Genomic DNA, 929 nt, shown 5'->3' on the forward strand with positions numbered 1-929 from the left:
AAGTAAAGGAGAAAAGACATAAACCAACAAACACAACCTTTAAACCCTATCGCCTTCCACCTTGGTCCACTTGAGGTTCATTGGTATGGAATTATCATAGGAATAGGAGCTTTCTTAGGCTTCTTGTTAGCCTCGAAAGAAGGAAAGAAACGAGGTTTCCCCTCAGAAACCATCTCTGATTTACTTCTGCTAGCACTACCCATTGCTATCGTTACTGCTCGAATTTACTATGTACTTTTTGAATGGAGTTATTATAAAGACCACCCAGGCGAAATTATCGCAATTTGGCATGGAAGCATAGCTATTCACGGTGGAATTATTGGATCTGTATTAACAGCTATATGGTTTTGCAGAAAAAAGAATCTTTCTTTTTGGAAAATGGCTGATGTTTTAGCTCCTAGCTTATTATTAGGCCAAGCTATTGGCCGGTGGGGAAACTTCATGAATCAAGAAGCACATGGCGGATCTGTTACACGTCAGTTTTTAGAAACTTTACATTTACCTGATTTTATTATTAACCAAATGTATTTCTATGGAACTTATTATCATCCTACGTTCCTCTATGAATCACTTTGGAACATTATAGGTGATCTTGTACTAATTGCACTATGAAAATCCTTGTTAAAAAGAGGAGAAGTCTTTCTTACTTACCTACTATGGTATTCGATAGGAAGATTTTTTATAGAGGGATTGCGTACGGATAGCTTAATGCTAACTTCTCATATCAGAATAGCTCAATTAGTGTCTTTCCTTTGCGTATTAGGCAGTTTGATATTGCTATGGTATAGACGCAAAAAAGGTCTAGCAATTAGCAAGGCTGCCTCTCTCTCATAAGAATATACATTTTCATTTCGGCTGTAAAATTAGTAGTCTATGGACGATGCTTTAAATATAAAAGCAGGTATTAAAGAATACAAACCAATAAAAGC

1 pseudogene is annotated in these 929 nt (G+C 36.3%); it reads left to right on the plus strand.

From position 1 onward, the window contains the following. The first annotated feature begins 18 nt into the window (after positions 1-18). Positions 19-834: pseudogene (gene lgt / locus RB298_RS00045) on the plus strand (prolipoprotein diacylglyceryl transferase). Positions 835-929 lie beyond the last annotated feature (95 nt).

The sequence above is a fragment of the Priestia sp. BR_2 genome (assembly GCF_041954005.1).
Lineage (GTDB): Bacteria > Bacillota > Bacilli > Paenibacillales > Paenibacillaceae > Paenibacillus_AQ > Paenibacillus_AQ lautus_A.